The organism is Mesoflavibacter sp., from assembly GCF_964226795.1.
Classification (GTDB): Bacteria; Bacteroidota; Bacteroidia; order Flavobacteriales; family Flavobacteriaceae; genus Mesoflavibacter; species Mesoflavibacter zeaxanthinifaciens.
The window spans coordinates 135,661-162,374 of the sequence record NZ_CAXQQP010000004.1; the positions used below are offsets into that span (position 1 = coordinate 135,661).

Sequence of the window (26,714 nt, forward strand, 5' to 3'; positions counted from 1 at the left end):
TATTTAGTTGTTTTGTGATTTTTTTCGGTTACCGTAAAAGTATAAAGAGTGTTTATTAATTTCTATATCAAACACTTCTTCTATGGTTTTTTTGATTGCTTGAATGCGTGGATCGCAAAATTCTATAACTTCTCCTGTGTCTTGTAAAATAACGTGGTCGTGTTGTTTATCAAAATATGATTTTTCGTAGTGTGCTTGATTTTTTCCAAACTGATGTTTTCTAACCAAACCACAATCTAATAAAAGATCTATAGTATTGTAAAGTGTTGCACGACTAACACGATATTTTTTGTTCTTCATATTTAGATATAAAGATTCGATATCAAAATGCTCATTACTAGAATATATTTCTTGAAGTATAGCATAACGTTCTGGTGTTTTACGGTGCCCTTTTTCTTCTAAAAAAGCTGTAAACACATTTTTAACGATTTCTTGATTTTTTATGTCCGTATTTGCACTCATAATTATCCGACAAATTTACATTTTTTTTGTGGTTAAATGCTATTTTTTGTTGGATTAAAAGATGTGTTATTAATAGTTATTAACAACTTGAAGATTAAATTCTTGATACCTTATCTATACCGTTAATTTTTTTTAGGTTTTCCATTAACTTTTTTAGCAGTGTATTGTTACGAACCACTACATTTATTTTTCCTGAAAACACGCCATCATCACTACTAAAGTTAATGCTTTTCATATTAACGTGCATGTTTGATGAAATGACTTTAGTAATCTCGTTAACTAATCCTAAATTATCGATTCCTGAAAGCTTTATTTGAGCTGCAAATTCGCGTTGAGAAGAGTCTATCCACTTGGCTTGCATAATTCTATATGCATAATTAGCTTGAAGACTAACAGCGTTAGGACATGATTTTTTGTGTACTTTAATACCATCGTTTATGGTTACAAAACCAAAAACAGGATCGCCAGGAATAGGATTGCAGCAGTTTGCAAATTTGTAATCAAGTTTTTCTTCTTCTTTACCAAAGACTAATAAATCATATTTGTGTGTGATTTCGTCTTTATTAATGTCTTCTTGATTAACGGTTTGCTTTCTGTTAATTTTATTTTTTATAAAACTAACTAAAGCATTACTACGTGATGCAGCATATTCTTTTAATGCTTTACTATCTATGTTTCCTGTACCAACGCGATAAAAAAGGTCTAAACTTGTTTTTAGTTTAAAATGATTAACCATTTCGTTAACCGATTTTTCGTTTAGCTCAATTTTAAGTTGTTTTAATTTTCTTCTTAAAATTTCTTTACCTTCTTCACCAATTATCTTAGTGTCTTCTTTTAGAAGTGATTTAATTTTACTTCTTGCTTTACCTGTAGTAGCGTAATCTAGCCAGTTTGGATTTGGTTTAGCATTTTCTGAAGTGATAATTTCTACACGATCACCACTGTTTAAAACGTGGCTTAGTGGGACTAATTTTCCGTTAACTTTTGCGCCTCTTGTTTTGCTACCTACTTCGGTGTGAATGCTAAAAGCAAAGTCTAAAGGTGTTGCGCCTTTAGGAAGTGATTTTAATTCGCCTTTAGGTGTAAAAACAAATATTTCTTTAGAGTATAGGTTTAGTTTGAATTGTTCTACAAAGTCTACTGCATTTGTAGACGCGTTTTCTAAAGCATCTTGTAGACGGTTAATCCACATATCAAGATTATCGTCGTTATCATCTACGTTTTTGTATTTGTAATGAGCGGCGTAACCTTTTTCGGCTATTTCGTTCATACGTTCACTACGAATTTGTACTTCTACCCATCTGCTTTTTGGTCCAACAACGGTTATGTGTAAGGCTTCGTATCCTGTAGATTTTGGTGAAGATATCCAATCGCGTAAGCGTGTTGGGTTTGGTCTAAAGTGATCTGTTACAATAGAGTATATTTTCCAAGCTAAGAATTTTTCGTTATCACGGTCTGATTTATAGATTATTCTTATGGCAAATTTGTCATAAACCTCGTCAAAAGAAACACCTTGTTTATCCATTTTTTTCTTTATTGAAAAAATAGATTTAGGTCGACCTTTTATAATATAGTTTAAACCTTCTTTATCTAAAGATTTTTTTAATAGATCACTAAATTCGTTTATGTATGCATCTTGCTCTTCTTTGCTTTCTTTCATCTTTAATAAGATGCTGTTGTATACTTCTGGTTCTGTATACTTTAAGCCAAGGTCTTCAAGTTCTGTTTTGATGTTATAAAGTCCAATTCTATGCGCTAGAGGTGCATAAATGTAAAGTGTTTCGCTAGCAATTTTTTCTTGCTTGTCTGGACGCATAGAGTCCATAGTTTGCATATTATGCAAACGGTCTGCAATTTTTATGATAATTACCCTAACATCATCATTAAGAGTAAGTAACATTTTTCTAAAATTTTCTGCTTGTAGAGAAACATTCATGTCTTTTTTTAAAGACGAAATTTTGGTTAATCCATCAACAATTCTAGCAACTGTTTCTCCAAACAGATTTTCTATATCTTTTATGCTATAGTTTTCGTTATCTTCTACGACATCATGAAGTAAAGCTGCAGCGATAGATGTAGCGTCTAGACCAATTTCTTGCGCTACAATTTTTGCAACAGCAATAGGATGAAAGATGTAAGCTTCTCCACTTTTACGGCGTTGATCGCTATGTGCTTCTACAGCAACATTAAAAGCTTTTCTAATTAGTTGTTTGTCTTCTTTAGAAAGTGTGCGGTAGCTAACTTTTAAAAGCTCTTTGTAGGCTTTGGCAATTGCTGCATTTTCTTTTTCAATATCAACCTCTGTCATATAACTATAGCCTTATATTATTAAATGAATGAATATTAAAAATACTACAAAATTGTTAATGTACAAGCTGTAATCGTGTAATTTTAATTGAAACTAAATAGCTTTATCCTAGTAAAAAAAATGAAGTTTTATTTTTCTTTATAAACTTCTACTTCTAATCCCATTCCGTAGTTGTTTAAACCAGCTTTTAAAAGGTTAGAATTATTAATGTTTTTTAAGTCGAATAACACCCATTTTCCGTTATTATGAAAGATTCGTTTTACAAAGGTTTGTTTGCTAGCAATCTTGTCTGTAAATGGTAATAAAGGTCTAAATGTTGTAGAAACTCTAACAATACCTCGTTTTGTTTCGACTTCTTTATATTTTTTGTTGGGTAATAATTTTCCGTCTTTATCGGTATATCCTAATACTTGGATAGATACGAAAATACCATTTTTGGGAATTATTATGTTGCTTCCGGTAACGTCTAATTCAAAAATAGGATCTGTATCTTGATTGGCTATGAATAAAATCTTTTCATAAGTTAAAACATCGCCTGGCAAACCTTCATTATTTTCATAAAAATGAACTCTAAAAAGTGTTGAAAATGGTCTTTTTTCGTGTTTGTCTTTATGGCGTTTGTCCCAATTTTTTGCTTCGGTTTTTATAGGAAGTAAAAGTTTTGAAATTCGTTTTGTGTTTGGCGAATTATTTGGGAAATATACAGCAATTTCACTTTCTATTGTTGGTAACCAGCATTTAAAATAATCTTCGTGACCATTAGGTTTTATAGTTATTATTTTAAATTTCCCTTTGGGTTTCGCTGTGACTATAACTTCTTCTAACATTGACGCCTCGTGAGGCAATTTAATGGTGTCTGTTAGTTTGTTAGTAGCAATTTTTTTCTTCTTATATCCTAAAGCCGAAATTATTAAAGTGTCAATACCTTTATAAAGTTTTTCGCTGTAATAAAATTTGCCTTCTTCGTCTGCAAATGTTCCGTAACCATTACCAAAATCTATGGTTGCAAAAGATACAGGTTGATTGTTTAAACTGTCTTTTACAAAGGTTTGGCTAAAGCCTAATTGTATTGAAATTATGCCAATTAAAAATGATAAGTATTTCATCTAAAAAGAATTCTATTTTAATACCAGCGTTTTTTCTTTTGTTTACTACCTTTTCCTTTTCGTCCTTTTTTGTGCTTACTTTTTTTATTAGACGTATGCACTATAGGTTTTGCTTTTGGGTCTAAAGGATATGGATGATCATCTATAACGTCAAGTTGTAAACTAATTAATTGTTGGATGGTTTTAATATAAGATTTTTCGTCTGCACTACAAAATGAATAAGCTACACCAGTTTGTCCAGCACGTGCTGTACGACCAATTCTATGTACATATGTTTCTGGTATATTTGGTAAATCAAAATTGATTACTGCATCCAAACTGTCTATATCTATACCACGTGCAGCAACATCTGTAGCTATTAAAATGTTAACTTCTTTTTTAGTGAATTTATTTAGCGCTTCCTGTCTTGCACTTTGACTTTTGTCACCATGTATACTATCTACTTTATAACCGTTTTTTAGTAGCGTTTGTTCTAATTTACTAACACCAAATTTGGTACGTCTAAATATGATAATGTGTCCTTTTATAGTGTTACGCAGTAAGTGTAAACACAGTTCTATTTTGTTGCGTTTTGGTACGTAGTATAATAATTGTTCTAACTTTTTTGAAGTTGAAGCGTTAGGTGCAACAAGTATACGTTCTGGATTATTTAAAATGGTTTTTGCTAAATCTTCAACTTTATGAGGTATTGTTGCTGAAAATAAAAGTGTTTGTTTTTCGGTAGGACATAGGCGTTCAATTTTTCTTACATCATCAATAAATCCCATGTCTAGCATTAAATCGGCTTCATCTAAAACCAAAACTTCAACTTGATCTAAATGTAAAGCTGTTTGCTTGTGTAAATCTAACAATCTACCTGGTGTAGCAATTAAAATATCTACGCCTTTTTTTAGTATATCTTTTTGAGGCTCTACCGATGTACCACCAAAAACCACAGTTGTTCTTAGGTTGGTATAAGTAGAGTAGGTCTCGAAGTTTTTTGCGATTTGTACAGCTAATTCGCGTGTAGGACTTACAATAAGCGCTTTAATTTTTTTACCGCGTTTTGGTGCGTCTTGTTGATCAAAAAGTAATTGTAAAATTGGTAATGCAAATGCAGCTGTTTTACCAGTACCTGTTTGCGCAGAAACAACAACGTCTTTTTTATCTAAAATAGCAGGTATTGCTTTTTCTTGCACCAAAGTTGGGTTGTCGTAACCAGCATCTGCAACTGCACGACGTAAAGGTTTGTTTAATTGTAAGTCTTTAAATGACATTAAGCTAAATATTTGCTACAAAGGTAGCTAAATTATTTACGATTATTTAGTGACCTTTACAGTATAGGTTGCAACAACATCATCACCAATAGCTAAATGCACATCGTAAAACCCTTTGTGCTTAAATGTGGTTGAAAATGAAACCATTCCGTGGTCTTCTTTTAGGTTGTTTATTTCAAAGTTTACAGGATTAATTCCAACAAACTGCACTAAGGAAACTTTATCAATATCAATAGATTCTAAAGTTTTAAAACTGAAATTTAGATGCTCTCCTTTTTTTAATTTTACATGCATGTTTTGAGGACTAATAGGAAGTGTTTTGTGTTTAAAAGTTTCACTATAAACTAGCGGAGAAGCTGAGTATTCACTATCAATTAAAGTGTTGTTAAGGAGCCATTTTTTATCTTTAGGAATGTGATTTTTGGAAAATAATATAGGCTCGGTTAAAAAATATCCATCATTATAGTCTTTAATAAAAATATTACCTAAAAAATAACCGCTAGACCAAGTAGCATCGCATAAATACCATTTGTTGTTAAGTTTTACTGCATTCCAAGAATGGTTGACAAGCTCTAAACTTTCTACATTTGCGTCAAAACTTCTACCGTAGCCATTAATAATTTCGCAATCAATATTTGCAAAAAAGCAAAGTTGCTTTATTAAATAAGCGTAACCTGTGCACATTGTTTTTTTGTGTTTAAATAGTTTTTTAAAGGCTTTTTTTAAGTAATCGTTATTCCATTGTGTGTAGCTCAAACTATCATTTTTATGTTTTTTTCTTTTGTGTAACACTTTATCGCTTACAGTTAAATCGCCTTTTATATTGGTACTAACCCAAGTGTAAATTGCTCTAAATTTTTCTACATCTGTATCTAATTTATAAGTTAGCTCATGCGCAAGTAGTGGTAAATTATCTAAGTTTTTACCAATGTTGAGTTTTGCAACATTATCTGCAACAGTAAAATCAATAGATTTAAAATCTGAAACTTGCGCAAAAGCAACATTTAAGATTAAAACAGAAATGATAGTAAGTACATTTCTCATAGCTATTAATCCTTTTTAGATTTGTATAATTTTTTTGAAGATACTTTTCCCATCATTATTACAGAACCAACATCCATATTGATATTTAATTGAATAGTTTGGGCTTTGACTTTTCCGTCTATTACCACTTTTTTAGGCTCGTAACCAACGTAGCTTATTTGTAAAATATCACCTTTTTTTAATGGTTGAGGAAACTCAAAATTACCATCAAAGTCTGTTGTTGTCCCAATAGAAGTACCTTCAAGTAAAATAGTTGCAGACGGAAGTGGTAAACCATCTTGGTCTGAAATTGTACCTTTTATGGTTAAGTTGTCTTTTGCAGAAGTGCTTTCAATCGTTTTGTTTTCAGTAGTTTTTACTTGTGCGTTAGTTGTTCCAAATGTGAAAAAAGATAAACACGCTAATCCAATACCAGTTAACCAACTTAATTTACTTCGTTTTATAGGAATTTGATATGTAGTTAATTGTTCGCTTTTAAATCTTCCGCAAGTATTTGCTGTGTTTTTAGTGTTAAAATAGTTAATAATTTCTTGAGAATTCATTTTAGAAAAATCAATAACTTCTTTGGTGCACGTAGCGCAAAATCCGCCTTTTGCAGTTGGTTTAAATTGGTTGAAATTTTCATTACAAGGAGATTTGATGTTTAGTTTAATGGCATTGTTCATAATAATAAGTTTTAATGTTATACATCAAACTTACTTTTATAACACGCTTTTTAAAATGAATATTGAGTAAACCGTACGTTTGGTTTAGTAAACAAGAGTTTTTGTTTAGCGGTTTATTTTTCTACGTTAGGAAGTAAGTAACTTCTGTAAGCACCAATTAACCCAAAAATAGATAGAATTAGAATCACAATTTCTATAGAAAGTAAAGACACAAGTGCGCTTAATCCGCCAGTTACCAATAAAATTAAGCCAATTATTGTATTGCTAACCGAAACATAATCTGTTCTTTGGTTGCCTTTAGCCATATCTACAATATATGTTTTTCTGCCTAATCTAACGCCGCCATGAGCAATACCTAATATAAAAAAGGATAGAGGATAAATCCAGTTTATTGTTCTAATCGTTTCAAAATAACTAATAATTATAAATATTATTATTCCTAAAACTGAAGCAATTAAAACAGCAATAGCCATTACATTTTTACTTGATTTATCGGCTAATTTTCCCCAAAAAGGCGAGCTGATTATTGATGCAATACCTTTTGCGATAATAAATAAGCCTAATAAATAACTTTCTTTACCAACGTACTTTTGTGCTAAAATTACGTAATACGGAGCAGTTAAAGCAGAGCACAGAAGTAGTGATCTAGCAATCACAAAATTTCTAAAATTAGTGTCTGTTTTTAAAAGTTTTAGTTTTGATATAAAATTAGATTTGTCTTTAGAATCTTCGTCTACATCATTAGGAAATTCTTTAATTCTAGAATAAATAATAGCAGAAATTAACCAAGTTAGAGCAGCAAAAAAGATTAAATAACTGTAAAAATCTATGGTTGCATTGCTTTTGGATTTGTACATAATAAGCAAACCAGCAGCTAGAACTAAAACGCCGGAAACAGAAACAGTGTAACCTTTTAGTCGTCCTCTTCGTGTTTTGGGTATGGTTTTACCAATAATATCTTTAGATGTTAAAGAGCTTAAACTTCTAGCCAAACTAAAAACAATTACTGCAAGTATAATTAAATATCCAGCAGTTTCATTTTTAAAATTTAATACGATAATTCCAATAGAAGCAATTGCTAAAAACTGGATTAATGCACCAATAACCCAAAACCATTTTCTTGTAGAATGTTTGTTAATATAAGAAGCAATAAATATTTGCGGTACCATAGATCCAGATTCTCTAATAGGTACAATTAAGCTTATTAAAAAAACAGGAGCGTTAACATAACTCATTAACCAAGTAAGTACAGTTTTAGGATTACTAAGTGTATCACCAAGCTTGGTAAATACATTACTTAGTAAAATAATGAAGTAATTTTTTGGGACGTTTTTGCAAGCGTCCTCAGTAATATCTTTACAGGTTCGTTTTTCTTTTTCGTTATTTAAAAACTTGTAGAGTTTTTCTAACATGAAATAGGTTGGTTTGTCCTCTAAATTACATTATTTTAAATGATATTATGTTAGAAATTTCCTAAATGAAAAAGCCACTTGTTTTAAAGTGGCTTTTATTTTAATTGCTTTTATATAATCTATAAAAAAGTGTTGGTAAGAACATAAAGTTGAAAAGGACAAATCCAACTACGGTAATGATACCAGCAAAAGGCCAATGCATACTTTTAAACATAAGTCCTGTACTTAAAATAAACAAGGCGATAAAGCCTAAAACATAAACTGATTTTTTCATTTTTTGATTGATTTATAATTAATATTAAGATTGATATTTTAAAATGGTGTCTTTATATTTTGTGTAGAAAAATAAAGGTAATGTGATGAAAATTAGAACAGCAAAGCCCGATACCATAATGATGCCCGCAAACGGAAAATGCATTATTTTGAAAATACTTCCTACTGAAATTAAAACCGCTGTAATAAAACCAATAATAAACAAAAACTTAGTTCGGTTTTTAGCCGATTTAAAATATAATTGTGCATTGGTTTCTTTTTGTAATTGATTGATATTTAGATAACCACCAAATTGATTAATTGCATTTTGATAGGCAATATCAAAGTTGGTTTCTTCTGTATTTTCAATATACGTACAGATATGGTCTAAAATATCTTCTTTAAGTGTTTGGTTTTTTAATCCATACAACTGTAAATTTTTATCTATATAGTTAATTTGTTGTTCTGTAAGTATCATTTTAATGTTGGTTTAGGATTAAAAATTAATGATAATGTGTTTATAAAATCATTGATTTGATTGGTTTGCTCGGCAATAACTTGTTTACCGCTATTAGTTACCGAATAATATTTTCTTACACGTTTGCCAATAAATACCTTTTCTGTAGTTAGTACATTATCCTTTTCTAATTTGTGTAAAATAGGATATAATGCGCCTTCAGAAATATCTATTTTTCCCTTGGTAATGTCTTTTACTTTTTGTGTAATCTCATAACCATACATTTTATCGCTTTGGCTTAAAAGCTTTAAAATGATAGGTTTAAGTGTTCCTTTTGTGAGTTCTTTGCTATACATGTTGCTAATATACATATTTTTTAAATACATTTTAATAAAATGTATTTAATTTTTAAAAATAAAAAAACCACTTCGGTTAAGAAGTGGTTTAAAATCTTCTGCAAAAGCAGAAATAATTATTTTATCATATCGTAGCTACGTTTTATAAAGTCGCTAAGTTCTTTTCCTTTTAAAAGTCCTTGCGATAAACGTGCTAAATCTAAACTTTGATTTATTAAGCGTTCTTTATCCTCTTTTGTTTCGGTATTTAAAATGTCGCTAATTAAATTGTGATTAGTGTTTACAATTAAATTATACATTTCTGGCATATTGCCCATACCAAACATACCGCCGCCACCAGTTTGTTGCATCTCTTTCATACGACGCATAAATTCTGGTTGTGTGATCATAAATGGTGTTGCGTTGCTATCCATAGCTTCTAATTGCACCATAAATTTTTCTGAAGGAATCACTTCTTTCAACAACTCGTCCAGCTGTTTTTGTTGGTCTTCGTCTAATTTAGAAATTGTGTTTTCTTCTTTCTGAATTAACTTATCAATATGATCTGCATCTACACGAGCAAATGAGATATTTTCTTTAGAACCTTCTAATTTTTGCATTAAATGCGAAACAATAGGACTATCTAATAAAAGGACTTCGTAACCTTTGTCCTTAGCAGCTTCAATGTAACTGTGTTGCTCATCTTGATTACTAGCATAAAGGATAATTAACTTATCGTCTTTATCGGTTTGTTTTGCTTTTATTGCATTGTAAAGCTCGTCATAAGTATAATACTTACCGTCTACAGTTGGGTATAAGGCAAAAGCTTCTGCTTTTTCGAAGAATTTTTCTTCAGACAACATTCCGTATTCAATAACAATTTTAATGTCATTCCATTTTGCTTCAAAATCTTCACGGTTACTATTAAATAACGACTTTAATTTATCGGCAACTTTACGTGTAATGTAAGAGCTAATTTTTTTAACTGCGCCATCTGCTTGTAAGTAAGAACGAGACACGTTTAAAGGAATGTCTGGACTATCTATAACACCACGTAGCATGGTTAAAAATTCTGGTACAATACCTTCTACATTATCTGTTACAAATACTTGATTTTGATATAGTTGAATTTTATCCTTTTGTATTTGCATATCGTTAGATAACTTAGGGAAATACAAGATTCCTGTTAAGTTAAATGGATAATCTACATTAAGATGAATGTTGAAAAGAGGCTCTTCAAACTGCATTGGATACAACTCACGATAGAAGTTTTTATAGTCGTCTTCTTCTAACTCGGTTGGTTGTTTGGTCCAAGCAGGATTTGGGTTGTTTATAATGTTATCTACTTCTTTTGTAGGAGCAGGATCGTCTTCTTTAGCATCTTCTGGTTTTGGTAAAGTTTCAGTTTTAGTACCAAATTTAATTGGTATTGGCATAAACTTGTTATACTTCACTAAAAGCTCTCTAATTTTACTGTCTTCTAAAAATTCTTCTTCACCTTCAGAAATATGAAGAATAATTTCTGTACCTCTTTCAGTTTTATCGGCTTCTTCTAAAGTGAATTCTGGACTACCATCGCAAATCCAATGTGCTGCAGGCTCGTCTTTAAAAGATTTTGTGATAATTTCAACTTTATCTGCCACCATAAAAGCCGAGTAAAAACCTAGTCCGAAGTGACCGATAATTCCGCTATCCTTAGCGCTGTCTTTGTATTTGTCTAAAAACTCTTCGGCACCAGAAAAAGCAACTTGGTTAATGTATTTTTCTACCTCTTCGGCAGTCATACCTAAACCTTGATCAATGATGTGTAATTTTTTTCCTTCTTTATCAATTTTTACTTCGATAATAGGATTACCATATTCGGTTTTAGCTTCACCAATGCTTGTTAAATGTTTTAATTTAAGCGTAGCATCTGTTGCGTTACTAATAAGCTCACGTAAAAAGATTTCGTGATCGCTGTACAAGAATTTTTTAATTAAAGGGAAAATGTTTTCTACCGAAACGTTAATATTTCCTTTTGCCATAATATTTTGTTTTATGTTTAGTTTCCGCGAAAGCGAAAAAATATTATTATTTATACATGTTGTATTAGACAACAAAAATGCCAATTAAGGTTGTGTGACAATATGACATAAAAAAACCGTTTAATTTAATTAAACGGTTTTTTGTAATTATGTTGTAATGTTATTTTTTGTTTTTTACATGTTTTTCTAACCATTGATCTTGTTCCCAAAGCATGTGCATAATAGATTCTTTAGCTCTATAACCATGACTTTCTTTAGGTAACATTACCAATCTTACAGGTGCGCCTAATCCTTTTAAGGCATTAAAGTAACGTTCGCTTTGTAAAGGATAGGTACCAGAATTGTTATCTGCAACACCATGAATTAGTAATAATGGTGTTTTCATTTTATCGGCATTCATAAAAGGAGACATTGTGTTGTATATTTCTGGCGCTTCCCAATAGCTACGCTCTTCACTTTGAAAACCAAAAGGTGTCAATGTTCTGTTATAAGCACCACTTCTTGCAATTCCTGCAGCAAAAAGGTTAGAATGAGATAGTAAATTTGCTGTCATAAATGCACCATAACTATGTCCGCCAACAGCAACTTTGTTAGGGTCTATATAACCAAGATTATCTACAGCATCTATTGCAGCTTTTGCGTTAGCTACAAGTTGTGTTATAAATGTGTCGTTTGGTTCTTTGTTGCCTTCTCCAACAATTGGGAAAGCAGCATCGTCTAATACAACATAACCTTTAGTAACCCAATAAATAGGTGATCCCCAATATGGGTAAACAAACTCGTTAGGATTTGCTGTACTTTGGGATGCACTTGCTTTATCTTTATACTCTCTTGGATAAGCCCATAAAATCATTGGGTATTTTTCTCCTTCTTTGTAATCTAATGGCAGGTATAATGTACCTTCTAAATCTAAGCCATCATTACGCTTATAATTAATAACGCGCTTATCTACGCTTTCTAAACTTTTAAAAGGATTATCAAAATCTGTAATTGCTGTAAGTTTATTCTTTTTAATATTTCTAATGTAATAATTAGGGTAATCTGTTTTAGACTCTATACGAACAAGGATGTCTCCTTTTTTCATATCAATTGCAAAGTTTAAACTTTCTAATTTATCTGTGTATTTAGATTTATATAAGCGTTTTGTTTTACCAGTCTTAATATTGTACTCGTCTATAAAAGGAAATTGTCCTTCTTTAGAATAACCATCGCCCATTAGATAAAGATTGTCTCCGTTAATGGTTAATGTGTAGCTACCATATTTGTTTTTTGAAGACACAAAATCTCCTGGATCACTGTATACATCTTGATAATTTCTATCAGAAATTATTTTAGCTTCAGCTGTACTAGGATTAAATAAGTAAGTTTTTAAGTTCCTGGTGTTCCACCAATAATCAAAAGCAATAGCAATATTATCATTACCCCATCTAATACCAGAAAAGCGTTGTTTTGTTTTAAGTATTTCTTTTGGTTGACCATTAAAAGGCGCATCTAATTGATACACTACATCTCTGTAGTCTACTTTTACTTCAGGATCACCTTTGTCTAATGCTTCTGCCCAAACTATTGTAGCGGGTTTGTCGCTTCTCCATTGCATACTGCGTTTCCCTGTTCTTGTAGCCATAAAACCTTTTGGTCTTACTTCGTCTAACGGAACATTGTTTACTGTTTTTACAAATTTACCGTTAACATCGTATATGTTGCTTTCGCTTGGAAATCTAGAATAAGTTACTAAATAAGAGAATGGACGTTTAATTTTTGTGACCATTATATAATTTCCATCAGGAGAAAAACTTATACCTCGATACATATCTGCATCTAAAAAATCTGTAATCTCTCCATTTATGGATAGTTTTTTAATTTCAGAACGCGCTAATTGTTCAAAGTTAAACTCGTCATTAGGTGTTTTTAGTAGGTCTTGATAAGTTCTGTTTTGTGCTTTTGCACCATCACTAACAGAAACGGTTGGACCAGAAGGAACAGCTGTAGCAGTATTTATAAGCTCTTTTCGGTCGTTTGGAAGCATTTTTACAAGAAGGTGTTCATTATCTTTAAACCAATTAATTGTACTTCTCATATTAGCGTTAACATTGGCGTTAGAAATTTTATATGCATTAGCGTTTTCTATATTTACAATCCAAACTTCAACTCCTTTAGGTGTTGTATTTAAGCAAGCTATAAGACTTTCGTCAGGAGACCAACTAAAATTAGATAAACGCGCATTGTCTGGTAAGCCTTTAACTTGTTTAGCCTCTTTGTCTTTAACTTGTTTAACTTTTAAATTTGTATAGTAATTGGTACGACTACCAATGTTAGTAACAGGATTAATTCTTAAACCAGCTAATCTTAGTTCGGTTTCAGAGAGTTCTTCAATAGATTTATATTGGTTACGATATAACAGTACCATGTGCTCTCCTTTGCTATCTATTTGTACACCAGGAGCAAGGTCTGCATCTGCTAGTTCTAAAATTTCTTTAGAAGGTTTTTGATACGTTAAGTTTTGTTGTGCATATCCGTTTAGACACACAAAAATAAGTAGTAGTTTAATTAATGATTTTGCCATTTTATTTGAAATTAATTAGGACTTCAAGATACCTAAAAATGAAATTTATGACTTAAAACGATTTGTTAAACTTGTGTGAAAGACTTATTGGTAAAAATGGTTAATTATAGGTTATTTTAATTATAATTTCTTGAAATACTTTAAATTTGTACCATAAATATTAAGTATATGTACAACTCAAAAATTATTGGAATTGGTAAGTATGTGCCAGATAATGTGGTGACTAACCAAGATTTGTCCAAAATAATGGATACTAGCGACGAGTGGATAACAGAGCGCACAGGTATTAAAGAGCGACGTTGGGTCGTAGAAGGTAGCGATGATACTACAGCTACAATGGGTGTAAAAGCAGCAAAACAAGCTATAGAACGCTCTGGTTTAGATAAAGACGATATAGATTTTATCATTTTTGCAACTTTAAGTCCTGATATGTATTTTCCTGGTCCAGGTGTGCAAGTACAACATGCTTTAGATATAAAAACTGTTGGTGCATTAGATGTACGTAATCAATGTTCTGGATTTATTTATGCATTATCTGTTGCAGATAATTTTATAAAAACGGGTATGTATAAAAACATACTTGTAATAGGTAGCGAGTTACATTCTCACGGATTAGATAAAACCACACGAGGAAGAGGTGTTTCTGTTATTTTTGGTGACGGCGCTGGCGCAGTTGTAGTGAGTAGAGAAGAAGATAATAGTAAAGGAATATTATCTACACATTTACATAGTCAAGGTGAACATGCAGAAGAATTAGTGGTAAAAGCACCAGGTATGGGAACACGCTGGGTTACAGATATAATTGCAGATAATGATGAGAATGACGACAGTTATTTTCCGCATATGAATGGTCAATTTGTATTTAAAAATGCAGTTGTACGTTTTAGCGAAGTTATTATGGAAGGCTTGATAAAAAATAATCTTCAAAAGGAAAATATTGACATGTTAATTCCTCATCAAGCTAATTTGAGAATAGCTCAATTTATACAAAAGAAATTTGGCTTGACAGATGATAAAGTGTTTAATAACATTATGCGTTATGGTAACACAACTGCAGCTTCTATACCTTTGGCTTTATGTGAAGCTTGGGAAGAAGGAAAAATTAATGAAGGTGATACGGTAGTCTTAGCTGCTTTTGGAAGCGGATTTACTTGGGGAAGCGCTATTATTAAATGGTAGTTAAAATAATTTTATAACTGAAAAATCCGAAACTTACGTTTCGGATTTTTTTTATAACTAAACTTAACTAACTAAACTTATGTTTTATAGGTTGAGGACTAATTCAAATAAATATAAAACTTTTGGTTTGCTTTGTTTATTATATGACGCTTAAATCATGTTTTTATTACTCTGATTATCAATGTTTAACGATTATTTAACAATGAAGATGTGTTAAACAAAAAAATATCTTAAAAAAATAGTTTTTTAAAATAGAAAACCCAAAGTCGATCAGGCTTTGGGTTTTCCTTTATTTAGCAAATTTACCTTAACACTAACCATCAACTATTAAGTAAACTGCTAAACTTCTAGAAGATTTTACATAAATCCACCACCACCAGACGATTCGTTGTCATCACGTTGTTTACGTTGTAATGCTCGGTATTTTCCACCACCAAATCTATAAGATAGTGCAACGTTCCAAGTGTTACTTTCCCAATTAAATTGTCCAGTAGAAGGATAAGGTGTGTCGGTATCAAACTCAAACCTCATTGTATTAAATATGTCGTTGTAATTAATGCTTAGAGTGGCTCTATTGTTTTCCATAAAAGAGTAGCGTATACCAGTGTTAACAAAATACATAGGTTTTCTTAAAAACTGAACGCCTTGTTCTTCACCACGATACATAGCAAATAAAGACAAGCTCAAGTTTTTAGTAGCTTTAAAGTTGTTAAACATTCTAAAGTTCCAAACTAAATTTTCGACTTCAGTTTTACGTGTTTCAATATCATCAACTGTTGCTGTACTTAAATCGTTAGCATCAATAAATTCTGTAATACCAGTTTGAGACTGAGAATATAAATCAAAACTCGCGTTAAAGTTCCACCATTTTGTTGGTCTATAGTTGCTAGAAAGTTCTATACCGTATGCAGATGTATTATCAAAATTATCATAAGATAAAATAGAGTTACCGGCAGAAATATTTGTTCTGTCAATTGCTACAAATCTATTTATGTTATCTTCAATTATTCTGTAAAACACGCCAGCAGTAATGCTTCCTTTTTTTAATTGTCTTGTATAGTTTGCTTCTGCAGAGTTGGTAAATTGAGGTTGTAATTCAGTATTTCCAAAAGATGAAACTCTTGGTGTGCTCCATTCTCTAATTGGGTTAACTTGTTGTAATCCTGGTCTGTCAACACGTCTGCTTAGGCTAAATTGATATGAGTTTTTATCTGAAGCAGCATAAGTTAAAAATGCAGATGGATATATTTGAAAATATTCATTTGTAAAAGGTAACACTTGTGTTGTCCCATCTGTAAACATGTTTAAAGCTTCAGCTTCTACTTTTACTTGCTCTGCACGTGCACCAACTTGATAGCTCCATTTTTCGTTAATAGTTTTTCCAAAAGTTATGTAAGCAGAAAAAATATCTCTTTTATAATCAAACGCTGTGCTTGGTGTTGGTATAATTGTACCAGTGCTAGAAAATGTTTGACCAGTAGATTTGTATCCTAAATCGGTATTAAAAAGTCTTGCTTCTGCACCAATTTCTAATTTAGAGTCTTCGTTTATTGGTTTTACATAATCTACGTTTATTGTGGTTTGATCTCTTTCTGTATCAACAAAATCATTGTAATCTGGCGGAAAACTAAAATTGATGTAGTTAAAGTCTGCCACTTCTGTATTAGTAAAATCGTTGTAATCTACTTCAATATCTAAAGTTTCGTTTTCGTCTTTAAAAAGGTGTTTGTAGACAAAGTTGTATTGACCTGAATTATTCTCTGAGTCACTACCAAAAATTTGTCTTTGATATAGATTTTGGTCAGGAAAACTTAAATTGGTAGTACCAACACCATTGCCTTCAAAAATATTTTGATTGGTAAAGAAAGATAATGTGTTGTTATCGTTTAAATAATAATCTACACCAACTTTAAATAAATGAGATTTATTATTGTTGAAAAATTGAAAATCTTGTCTAGAGTTGTCGTTAGATTGGTCGATATATCCAAAATTGTCATATTTACCAATGTTATTACCGTAACTACCGTAAAAGTTGAATTTTCCGTTACGATAATTTAAGTCTATAGAGCTATTAAATTTTGCATAAACCTCATTAGTAAGACCAATGTTTAAATTACCATTAAAACCTAATTTGGTGTTTTTATGAAGTTTAATGTTAATAATTCCGCTCATTCCTTCTGGGTTATATTTTGCCGAAGGATTAGTAATTAACTCGATGCTTTTAATTGCTGTAGATGGTATTTGTTTTAATAATTGAGCAATTGGCACGTTAGATAATTTACCATCTACCATAACACGCACGTTTTCGTTTCCGCGTAAGCTAATATTTCCTGTTTGTTGGTCAACGTTAACAGATGGGATATTATTCATAATATCACTTGCGTTAGCACCAGCGGTTTGTAAATCTTTACCAATGGTAATAACTTTTCTATCTATTTTTTGTTGAATGGTTGAGGTTTCTGCAACAACGGTTACTTCTTCTAAACTTTCAGCAGATTCACTTAAATTAATAGTACCTAGGTTGATGTTTTTATTGCTGTTAGTAATTTCGATAGTTTTACTTTCGGTTTTATAACCTAAAAATTCAATACTTACTATGCTTTTGCCTAATGGTATTTGATTAACATTAAAGCTTCCGTCTTCACTTGTAATTCCGCCAGTTATAATATTTTGATTTACATCTTTTATAACGACATTTACATATGGTAAGGGTTGTTGTAAATTTACGTCTAATACTTTACCGGTAACAGTTCCGATTTTGGGTAAAGTTTTGTCTTGGGCATGTATACTAAAGGCTACCAATAGCATAACAATGGAGAATAGTTTTTTCATTTTTGGTTGTAATGATTATTTGATTGATGAAATTGTTTATGCTATTAAGACTAAATTTTACTTGTATTGTTACGGATAAAATTTAATTTTAAGAATATTTAACATTTATGAATAAAAAAACTTTAGTGCTAGGAGCGTCATTAAATCCAGTGCGTTATTCTAATACAGCTATTAACAAATTGGTAGCTAATAATATACCAACTGTAGCGTTTGGATTAAGAGAAGGAGAAGTGGCTGGTGTTAAAATTGATACAGATTTAAAAATGTATACTGATTTAGATACTGTAACATTATATTTAAATCCAACCAGGCAAAAAGAGTATTATGATTACATAGTAAGTTTAAATCCTAATCGTGTGATTTTTAATCCAGGAACTGAAAATCCTGAATTTTATAAAATTTTAGATAAAAACAATATTGCTTATGAGGTTGCTTGTACGTTAGTTTTGTTGTCTATTAATCAGTATTAAATTTACTTAACCGCGTAACAGTCTACCTTGTCATTGTTTGAGATTGTTAAAAGGTATTTGTTGTTTTTAGTTTTTATTTTCTCAAAAGATTTCACTTGTTTTTTAAAAGGTTTAATACCTAAATTAGATACAGGTGTTATGTTATCTAAGGAATAAAAAGTATAACCTTGAAGCGAGTTGTATTGTCCATGATAGGTAGTTACATTTAAGTTATTACCTCCAATTAGTATTTGTTCTTTGGTGTTTATAGAAATCTTTTCGAAAGAAGTTATTGGTGATAACTGTAATTGAACTGGGAAAGGGACAAATTGATCAAAAGAGCCATTATTGTTTTGTAAAATACCAGATTTTAAATTATCAACATAGAACAGTTGAGCGTTTTTTACAGATTTTGGCGTTAATACTTCTTCTACTGTTTTTAAAGAAAAATCACTATGTTGTACAAATCGTTTGCTTATTACATTCATTTGCGAAGCTAATTCGTCTTTAGTATTTAAAGGGTAATATTGTCCGTCAATATTGTAAGCTATTATAGTTTCTTTAATATTGTTATTGTCAAAATCACCAAAATACATATGTAATGGTTTATCTTTTGTTGCCTTAAACCTTGTGTTTAATCCCCAATTACCTAAAAGTATATCTTTATCTCCGTCATGGTCATAATCGTAAGTTATAGCAGTTTGCCATAAGCCGTTTAGGTTTTCTGGAATTTTTATTAAATCTAAAGAACCGTTATTATTTAAATAAATTTTAGGAGTATCCCATTGACAAGTAACAATTAAATCTTTAATACCATCGTTATTGAAATCTTCCCAAATGGCATCTGTAACTTTTGAAGATAATTTAAAGTTTAGATCTTTTTTAAAATTACCTTTTCCGTCATTAATAAGTATGTAAGATTCAGTAGATTCTCCAAATACATCTGGGTTAGATAGATTGCCTATAAAAATATCTATATCACCATCATTATCATAGTCGTAGGTAACAACAGTAGATGTGTTTAAATAATTGTCTGGAAAGTTAGTAGATTTCTTAAATGTATTGTTTTCGTTTATGTAAAGTCTGTCGTTTTCGTATTTTTTTATTCTATTAGTATTAATTCCAGAACCTACGTATAAATCTAAATCGCCATCTCCGTCAGCGTCAAATAAAGATGCAGAGTTGTCTTCGCAATAAATATCTTCTTCAAAGACGTTATGGTTTTTAGGGTTTAGTTTATATCCATTATTTAAATATAATTTTGAAGATTTTCCTGAAGCGCCTCCTATAAAAATATCTTCATATTTGTTATTGTCTACGTCTGCAACAGCTACTGCAGGTCCTACTGTTGATACTTTATAAGGGATTAATTTTTGGTTGAAAAAGTCATTAAAATTATCTTCTTCATGTTTATAGTTAATTATGTCTTTGTTGGTAAAGACTGTGTTTTCGGTTTTTCCTTTTAAGTAATAATTTTGTGATGTATTGCGGTTAGGAGCATAGTTTATGTTTAAAACCGTGTTTATTTCAGGGTTTTCAATAGTTTGAACTTTTAAGTCTGGCCAAATTATTACTAAAGAGTCGACTTTATTTTCTTCGTTTAAACCAAAATGAAGTTTTTTTTCTGTTGAAGAAAGAAATCCTCTAGATTTAAATAGTTGTTTTAATTGTCTTGTTTTATTAGTGTATACAATTGCTTTGCTACCAATAGCTTCTTTATTTCCTTTTAAAAATTCTAAATCTAAGCTTACAGAGTTTTTTGATTGGTCTGTGTTGTTTTTGTATATGTACGGGTAGTCGTTTAAGTTGTTTGTAATAATATCTAGATCACCGTCGTTATCTAAATCTGCATATATTGCACCGTTAGAAAGTGATGGTGTTTTGTCTATCCACTGACCTGTTTTGATGGTTAATTTTTCAGAATCTCCTTGGTAAATTTCATTTGCAACTTCACCTCTTGGCATTTCATTTATAGATTTAAAAAGCCATTCTAAGCCATCGCTTCTTGATCTGCTTTTAAAAGCATTAGCTACATATTTTCTAAAATCTAATCCGTTAGGTCTTCTTAAGATTCCGTTTGCAATAAATATATCTTGATGACTATCATTGTTAAAGTCTGCAATTAATGGTCCCCAACTCCAATCTGTATTTTCTATATTATTAACAATTGCTGCATCGTAAAAATAAGCACCATTTTGGTTGTTTATTTGAAGCATATTTCTGGAATACTGATTTGAATACCCTAGTCTTTTAAGTTGACTTTGTTTATTAAGCATAGCTTCGTCACCTTCAGTTTCTTTAATTACCTTTTCGTCTTTAGGTAACATATCTAATGTTATTATATCTTGAAGTCCATCGGCATTTATATCTGCAGCATCACTACCCATAGAAAATCTGCTTGTAGCAGTAAAAGCCGATTTTAAAGATTCTTTAAAAGTACCGTCCTTTTGGTTGATATAATAATAATCATCTTCATGAAAATCGTTACAAATATATAAATCATCCCAACCGTCATTGTTGAAATCTGCAAGAGATGCGCTTAATCCGTAACTGTTAGCACCACCATATATATTAGCGTCTTCGCTAACATCTACATACTTACCGTTGTCATTTCTTAATAAAACATCTCCAACTAACGGTGTACGATTAGATCTTATACTTGCTGGACCATGAGATATTGATGTGTGTATTGCGTGATTAACTATATAAACGTCTAAGTCTAAGTCTTTGTCATAATCAAAAAAATACGCTTGAGTAGAATAACCTGTAAAGTCTAATCCGAATTCTTCAGCTTTTTCTGTAAAAGTTCCATCACCGTTATTAATAAATAATTCATTACGACCAGTAAAATCTAATAATCCAGAAACTGAACATAAATAGATATCTAAAAACCCATCATTATTAATATCTACCATAGTAACACCAGTATTCCAGCTAGAATTACTGTTAATATTAGCGCTTTCAGAGATGTCTTCAAATTTAAAGTTGCCTTTATTTAAGTACAGTTTATTTCTGTTTTGGTTAGAAGCAAAATATAGATCAACTAATCCGTCATTATTTATGTCTCCAGCAGCTACACCGCTACCGTTATAAAAATAAATGTAATTAATAATGCTGTGATCGGTGTTTTCAGAAATAATATTTTTAAAGGTAATACCTGTGTTTTCTGGTTGTAATCTCTCTAATAAATATGTTTCTGCTGTGATGTTTTGTTTGTTCTGATCTGTTTTTTTATTACAAGAGAATAATGTAATAATCACTATAAATACTGAGATATATCTTTTCAAAGCTAAAAATCTGTTAATTTATGTTAAATTATTAACACAAACTTAACAAATTATTCTAAAAACAACTAAAACAACTGTGTTTTGTTTAATAAAATGTTAATTATTCTTCTTTTTAAGAATAAGCATTAAACCTAAAAACGTCAAAAAGCCATTAAGTATTAAAATGAAAAAGCCAAACTCAAATCCAAGCCATTTTAAGCTATTTACACTAATAATGTAAGATAGAATAGGAGATAGAATGGCGATTATTGGTATAAATTTATCCTTAACATTCCATTTTGTAAATAAACCAAAAGCATAAAGGCCAAGTAAAGGACCATAAGTGTATCCGGCAAAGACAAACAGTTTAGAGATTACACTTTCGTCTTTTATAATGTATTTAAACGCTATTATAACTAATATTAATAATATTGAAATTAAAACATGTATACGCTTTCTTATTTTTACTTGCTTGTTTTTGTCGTGTTTTTTTTCGATGTCTAAAATGTCAATGCTAAAAGATGTTGTTAAAGAAGTTAAAGCACTATCTGCACTGCTGTAAGCAGCAGCAATTAATCCTAGTAAGAAAAACACAAAAACACCAAAACCTAAATGATTTTTAGCAAGAATAGGGAACAAATCATCTTTATGTGCGTCAATTCCGTTTTGCTGTGCGTAAACAGTAAGTAGTAGTCCTAAACTTAAAAATACAAAGTTAACTACAGTTAAAACTAACGTAAACCAAAACATGTTTTTTTGTGCATCTTTTAAAGATCTACAAGTTAGATTTTTTTGCATCATATCTTGATCTAATCCAGTCATTACAATAGCTATAAATGCACCAGAAATAAACTGTTTCCAAAAATAATCTCCAGATTTAATATCCTCAAAGAAAAATATTTTACTAAGCTCGTTATCATTAACAAAAGCAAAAATACTTTGTCCGCCTAAATCCATTTCAGAACTTACAAAATAGATAGCGACACCAACAGCAATAAGCATGAAAAGCGTTTGTAAGGTATCTGTCCAGACAATTGTTTTTATACCAGATTTAAAAGTATATAACCAAATTAAAGCAACTGTTATACTTACTGTTTGCCAAAACTGAATACCTAAATCATCAAACAAAATAAGTTGTAAAACATTAGCTACTAAATACAGTCTAAAACTTGCGCCTACTATACGAGATATCAAAAAAAACGAAGAGCCAGTTTTGTACGCATAATTACCAAAACGTCCTTCTAAATAGGTGTAAATAGACGTTAAATTCATTTTATAATATAGTGGAAGCAACACCGTGCCGATAACTAAATAGCCTAGCATATACCCAAAAACTACTTGCATGTAGCTAAATTTAGAGGCTTCAATCCAACCAGGGACAGATATAAAAGTTACGCCAGATAAAGAAGCACCAATCATACCAAAAGCCACTACATACCAAGGTGATTGCTTGTTGCCTTTAAAAAAAGCATCGTTTCCAGACTTTTTTCCGGTGAAATAAGAAATTAAAATAAGTACACCAAAATAGGCAGCGATTAATAAAATGATTTGAGTAGATGTCATAAATTAAATTTTCTGCTTGCCAAAATACGAAATAAGTTTTGACTTCAGTTAGTGGTAATTAGTTAGTAGTAAGTAACAAGTGGTTTTACGCTTTACTTAAAGAAAAAGTGTCAATTCATGAAATTCGTGTCTAACTATTAATTTATCCAAAAATGTAAAATAATATCTTGCAATGTCGTAAATTCGCAACTATGGAATTTTCTTCAAAATTATTAGAAAACGCAGTTAACGAAATCTCGCAATTACCTGGTATAGGTAAGCGTACCGCATTGCGTTTGGCACTACATTTATTGCGTCAACCTAAAGAAAATACCCATGGTTTAAGTAAAGCGTTAAACCAAATGGTTGACGATTTAAAGTTGTGTAAATCTTGTCACAATATTAGTGATACCGAGCTATGTGATATTTGCGCAAATCCAATGCGTAAAACAGATGTAATTTGCGTAGTCGAAGATATTAGAGATGTTATGGCAATAGAAAATACAGCATCTCACAAAGGGTTGTATCATGTTTTAGGCGGAAAAATATCTCCAATGGATGGTGTTGGTCCACATGATTTAAACATTTCTAGTTTAGTAGAAAAAGTAAAAAGCGGAAGCGTAAAAGAGCTTATTTTTGCACTAAGCCCAACTATGGAAGGCGATACCACAAACTTCTATATTTACAAACAAATTAAAGAGTTTGAAGTAGAAACTTCTACCATTGCACGAGGTATTTCGGTTGGTGACGAGCTTGAATATGCAGACGAAATAACCCTTGGGAGAAGTATTTTAAACCGAATTCCTTTTGAAAATTCATTAAAATTATAGGCTTTTTTTGAAGTTATCCATCATCATACTTAACTATAACGTGCGTTATTTTTTAGAGCTTTGTCTGCAAAGTGTAGAAGCAGCAATCCAAAATTTAGATGCCGAAATTATTGTTGTAGACAACAACTCTTCAGATGAAAGTTGTACAATGGTAAAGCAAAATTTTCCGAAGGTAAAACTCATTGAAAACAGTGAAAATCTAGGCTTTTCCAAAGGAAATAATATTGGCGTACAACATGCAAAAGGCGAGTATCTGTGTATTTTAAATCCAGATACCGTTGTGCCAGAAGATTGTTTTACAGAGTTATTTGAATTTTCCGAAATTAAAAACGACTTAGGATTATTTGCATGTCGATTAATTGATGGAACAGGCTCATTTTTACCAGAAAGTAAACGTCACATTCCAACACCAAAAGTGGCAATTAAAAAAATGTTAGGCTTTACTAAAAGCTATTATGTAACAGACGTTGAAGAAAATTCTACGGGTATTGTACCAATTCTTGTTGGTGCATTTATGATGGTAAAAACAAGTATATATAAGCAAGTACAAGGTTTTGATGAAGACTATTTTATGTACGGAGAAGATATAGATTTGTCATATAAAGTTACTAAAGCAGGTTACGATAATATGTATTACGGACCAATACAAGCCATACATTTTAAAGGAGAAAGTACATTAAAAGACAGTATTTATGCTAAGCGTTTTTACGGTGCTATGCAGATATTTTATCAAAAGCACTTTAAAAGCAGTGTACTAACCAAGACTATAGTTAATTTGGGTATAAAATTGGCAAAACTCTTTAAAGATAACACTTCCGTAGAAAAAATGCCTGTAGATAGATATGTGTTAATTAGCGATAAAAATTATCCAAAATTGGCAGAAATTTTTAAAAAACCATTCAGAGTTCAAACAAAAACAGAAGTTTTTGAAGCCAATACACAAGTTGTTCTAGATGCAAATTATTTAAGTTTCAAGCAGATAATAACATGTATGTCGACTTCAGAAAAAAACAGAAACATATCATTTAAAATTATCCCAAAAAACTCTAATTTTATACTCGGAAGTAATTCTTCAAAAAATAGAGGAGAAGTTATTCATTTTTAAAAATTCAAATTGATAAATAATAAACAGTAAATTAGGTTATTTTTTATTAATTTTGCAAAACAAAACAATAAAACTACATTTCAATTATTAATATGGCAAGATTTGAACTAAAATTACCAAAAATGGGAGAAAGTGTTGCAGAAGCAACAATTACCTCTTGGCTTAAAGAAGTTGGCGATACTATTGAAGCAGATGAAGCAGTCTTAGAGATTGCAACAGACAAAGTAGATAGCGAAGTACCAAGTGAAGTAGATGGTGTTTTAGTAGAAAAACTGTTTAACGTAGACGATGTTGTAAACGTTGGACAAACCATTGCAATTATAGAAACCGATGGTGACGCACCAGAAACTGCTGCTGCACCAAAAGAAGAAAGCACACCAGAACCAGAAGCGGCTCAAGAAGTTGCAAAAACAGTTGAGGTTGCTAAAGAAACTGCAGAGCCAATTACATCTAACGGAGATCGTTTTTACTCACCATTAGTTAAAAATATGGCTAAAACCGAAGGAATAAGTCAATCTGAGTTAGACGCTATTCCAGGAACAGGTAAAGATGGTCGTGTTACTAAAAACGACATGATGGCTTACCTAGATAATAGAGGTAGCAAACCAGCAACAACACAAGCTGCGCCAGCAACACCACAAAAAACAGAAACGCCAAAAGCAGCACCAAAAACTGCTGCACCAGTTAGCGTAAATGGTGGTGATGAGATTGTTGAGATGACCAGAATGGGCAAATTAATTGCACATCACATGGTAGAATCGGTACAAACAAGTGCTCACGTACAAAGTTTTATAGAAGCCGATGTAACTAACATATGGAATTGGCGTAAAAAAGTTAAAAACGACTTTGCTAAACGCGAAGGAGAAAACTTAACGTTTACACCAATTTTTATGGAAGCGGTAGCAAAAGCGTTACGCGATTTCCCGATGATGAATATCTCTGTTCAAGGTGATACAATTATTAAAAAGAAAAACATTAACCTAGGTATGGCAGCAGCTTTACCAGATGGTAATTTAATTGTACCAGTTATAAAAAATGCAGACCAATTAAACTTAGTTGGTATGGCAAAACAAGTTAATGATTTAGCAGGAAGAGCTAGAGAAAACAAGTTAAAACCAGACGATATACAAGGTGGAACATACACTGTAACTAATGTTGGTACTTTTGGTAGTGTTATGGGTACACCAATTATTAATCAACCACAAGTTGGTATTTTAGCTTTAGGAGCTATACGTAAGGTGCCTGCGGTTATAGAAACACCAGATGGCGACTTTATAGGTATACGTTACAAAATGTTCTTATCGCATAGTTATGACCATCGTGTAGTAAATGGTGCGCTTGGTGGACAATTTGTACAAGCAGTTAAAAATTATTTAGAAGCTTGGGATATTAATAGAGAGATTTAAAAATACCTGCGCAGGCAGGTATCTCAATGATATAAAAAAGCACAACTTTTAGGTTGTGCTTTTTTATATCATGCTTTTAAATTTCGTTTAATGGTCTCGGCTATAAGTAGTTGCGTGGGTTAGCGCTTAACTTAGCAAATACACACCAATTTGAAAATCCGCGAGGATTTTCAGAAGTAGGAGAAAACAAGCAATTACTTATAGCCATTGTTAGCAAACGT

Annotated in this window: 20 protein-coding genes; 5 read left to right on the forward strand and 15 right to left on the reverse strand. The window is 31.2% G+C overall.

Annotation, left to right across the window (positions count from 1 at the left end; genetic code table 11):
* Positions 1-3: 3 nt before the first annotated feature.
* The 12 genes from ACEQT4_RS02055 to ACEQT4_RS02110 form a co-directional block, all read right to left on the reverse strand.
* The gene (locus ACEQT4_RS02055; protein WP_027880118.1) at positions 4-462 is read right to left on the reverse strand and encodes a Fur family transcriptional regulator; all 459 of its coding nucleotides are present in this window, start codon (positions 460-462) and stop codon (positions 4-6) included.
* A 94-nt stretch (positions 463-556) separates the two neighbouring features.
* Positions 557-2,770 (reverse strand): bifunctional (p)ppGpp synthetase/guanosine-3',5'-bis(diphosphate) 3'-pyrophosphohydrolase, encoded by a 2,214-nt coding sequence (locus ACEQT4_RS02060; RefSeq protein ID WP_027880117.1) that lies wholly within the window; start codon positions 2,768-2,770, stop codon positions 557-559.
* A 128-nt stretch (positions 2,771-2,898) separates the two neighbouring features.
* Positions 2,899-3,876, reverse strand: a complete 978-nt coding sequence (locus tag ACEQT4_RS02065) for a carboxypeptidase-like regulatory domain-containing protein (protein WP_370225774.1) — start codon at positions 3,874-3,876, stop codon at positions 2,899-2,901.
* 17 nt (positions 3,877-3,893) lie between these two features.
* Positions 3,894-5,132 (reverse strand): DEAD/DEAH box helicase, encoded by a 1,239-nt coding sequence (locus tag ACEQT4_RS02070; RefSeq protein WP_370225775.1) that lies wholly within the window; start codon positions 5,130-5,132, stop codon positions 3,894-3,896.
* 42 nt (positions 5,133-5,174) lie between these two features.
* The gene (locus ACEQT4_RS02075) at positions 5,175-6,176 is read right to left on the reverse strand and encodes a transglutaminase domain-containing protein (protein ID WP_370225777.1); all 1,002 of its coding nucleotides are present in this window, start codon (positions 6,174-6,176) and stop codon (positions 5,175-5,177) included.
* A gap of 5 nt (positions 6,177-6,181) precedes the next feature.
* Positions 6,182-6,841, reverse strand: coding sequence for a carboxypeptidase-like regulatory domain-containing protein (locus tag ACEQT4_RS02080; RefSeq protein WP_370225778.1), 660 nt, complete (start codon positions 6,839-6,841; stop codon positions 6,182-6,184).
* A gap of 113 nt (positions 6,842-6,954) precedes the next feature.
* Positions 6,955-8,253 carry an MFS transporter gene (locus tag ACEQT4_RS02085; RefSeq protein ID WP_370225779.1) on the reverse strand — a complete coding sequence of 433 codons (1,299 nt, stop codon included), beginning with the start codon at positions 8,251-8,253 and terminating at the stop codon, positions 6,955-6,957.
* A 100-nt stretch (positions 8,254-8,353) separates the two neighbouring features.
* The gene (locus ACEQT4_RS02090) at positions 8,354-8,527 is read right to left on the reverse strand and encodes a hypothetical protein (RefSeq protein WP_169558271.1); all 174 of its coding nucleotides are present in this window, start codon (positions 8,525-8,527) and stop codon (positions 8,354-8,356) included.
* Between the two features lie 24 nt (positions 8,528-8,551).
* On the reverse strand, positions 8,552-8,983 hold the full coding sequence (locus ACEQT4_RS02095; RefSeq protein WP_027880111.1) for a hypothetical protein: 432 nt from the start codon (positions 8,981-8,983) through the stop codon (positions 8,552-8,554).
* A complete protein-coding gene (locus tag ACEQT4_RS02100; RefSeq protein ID WP_317173460.1) occupies positions 8,980-9,348 on the reverse strand; it encodes a PadR family transcriptional regulator in 369 nt (122 codons plus the stop codon). Before ACEQT4_RS02100 ends, ACEQT4_RS02095 begins: the two co-directional genes overlap by 4 nt.
* Before the next feature lie 86 nt (positions 9,349-9,434).
* A complete protein-coding gene (htpG, locus tag ACEQT4_RS02105) occupies positions 9,435-11,321 on the reverse strand; it encodes a molecular chaperone HtpG (RefSeq protein WP_106687186.1) in 1,887 nt (628 codons plus the stop codon).
* Between the two features lie 160 nt (positions 11,322-11,481).
* A complete protein-coding gene (locus tag ACEQT4_RS02110) occupies positions 11,482-13,884 on the reverse strand; it encodes an alpha/beta hydrolase family protein (protein WP_370225781.1) in 2,403 nt (800 codons plus the stop codon).
* A gap of 168 nt (positions 13,885-14,052) precedes the next feature.
* Between ACEQT4_RS02110 and ACEQT4_RS02115 the strand changes: the two genes are divergently transcribed.
* A complete protein-coding gene (locus ACEQT4_RS02115; RefSeq protein WP_106679376.1) occupies positions 14,053-15,063 on the forward strand; it encodes a 3-oxoacyl-ACP synthase III family protein in 1,011 nt (336 codons plus the stop codon).
* Between the two features lie 357 nt (positions 15,064-15,420).
* Here ACEQT4_RS02115 and ACEQT4_RS02120 read toward each other — a convergent pair whose 3' ends face one another.
* Positions 15,421-17,895 carry a TonB-dependent receptor domain-containing protein gene (locus tag ACEQT4_RS02120; RefSeq protein ID WP_370225782.1) on the reverse strand — a complete coding sequence of 825 codons (2,475 nt, stop codon included), beginning with the start codon at positions 17,893-17,895 and terminating at the stop codon, positions 15,421-15,423.
* A 107-nt stretch (positions 17,896-18,002) separates the two neighbouring features.
* On the opposite strand from ACEQT4_RS02120, the gene ACEQT4_RS02125 reads away from it, so the two are divergent.
* Complete coding sequence (locus ACEQT4_RS02125) at positions 18,003-18,365, forward strand: CoA-binding protein (RefSeq protein WP_106679382.1); 363 nt, start codon at positions 18,003-18,005, stop codon at positions 18,363-18,365.
* Positions 18,366-18,367: 2 nt separating this feature from the next.
* On the opposite strand, the gene ACEQT4_RS02130 is transcribed toward ACEQT4_RS02125, so the two are convergent.
* Together ACEQT4_RS02130 and ACEQT4_RS02135 are read right to left on the reverse strand one after the other, a co-directional pair.
* Entirely contained in the window at positions 18,368-21,631 is a 3,264-nt protein-coding gene (locus tag ACEQT4_RS02130) for a VCBS repeat-containing protein (protein ID WP_370225783.1), read from the reverse strand.
* A 96-nt stretch (positions 21,632-21,727) separates the two neighbouring features.
* Complete coding sequence (locus ACEQT4_RS02135; protein ID WP_370225785.1) at positions 21,728-23,173, reverse strand: sodium:solute symporter; 1,446 nt, start codon at positions 23,171-23,173, stop codon at positions 21,728-21,730.
* A 191-nt stretch (positions 23,174-23,364) separates the two neighbouring features.
* On the opposite strand from ACEQT4_RS02135, the gene recR reads away from it, so the two are divergent.
* The 3 genes from recR (at position 23,365) to ACEQT4_RS02150 (ending at position 26,493) form a co-directional block, all read left to right on the forward strand.
* A complete protein-coding gene (gene recR / locus ACEQT4_RS02140) occupies positions 23,365-23,982 on the forward strand; it encodes a recombination mediator RecR (protein ID WP_027880102.1) in 618 nt (205 codons plus the stop codon).
* Positions 23,983-23,989: 7 nt separating this feature from the next.
* Positions 23,990-25,087: a glycosyltransferase family 2 protein gene (locus ACEQT4_RS02145; protein ID WP_370225786.1), complete on the forward strand. Its 1,098-nt coding sequence runs from the start codon at positions 23,990-23,992 to the stop codon at positions 25,085-25,087.
* A gap of 92 nt (positions 25,088-25,179) precedes the next feature.
* A complete protein-coding gene (locus ACEQT4_RS02150; protein ID WP_370225787.1) occupies positions 25,180-26,493 on the forward strand; it encodes a dihydrolipoamide acetyltransferase family protein in 1,314 nt (437 codons plus the stop codon).
* Positions 26,494-26,714 lie beyond the last annotated feature (221 nt).